Genomic DNA, 248 nt, shown 5'->3' with positions numbered 1-248 from the left:
ATATCGCCGGAAACGATAACATTGCCGCCACCCAACTCACCCGGACGGCGGACTCGACCGCCCCCACGGTGACACTCACCACCGACGCCGAAGAGACAATCAACGCCCCCTTCACCGTCACGGCCAGCTTCGCCGAAGAAGTCAGCGGGTTCGACGTATCGGATATCACCGTCAACAACGGCAGCGCCGACAACCTGCAAACCGCCGACAACATCACCTACACCTTCGACATCACCCCCGACGCCGAC

Annotated in this window: 1 protein-coding gene; it reads left to right on the top strand. The window is 61.7% G+C overall.

Annotated elements, in window-relative coordinates; genetic code table 11:
* A partial coding sequence (locus tag LKE08_RS19165; protein WP_324705856.1) for an Ig-like domain-containing protein occupies positions 1–248 on the top strand: 248 nt, incomplete at both ends.

It is taken from the genome of Lyngbya sp. CCY1209, assembly GCF_035615495.1.
Classification (GTDB): domain Bacteria; phylum Cyanobacteriota; class Cyanobacteriia; order Cyanobacteriales; family Microcoleaceae; genus Limnospira.
This window is presented reverse-complemented; position numbering and strand designations above follow the sequence as displayed.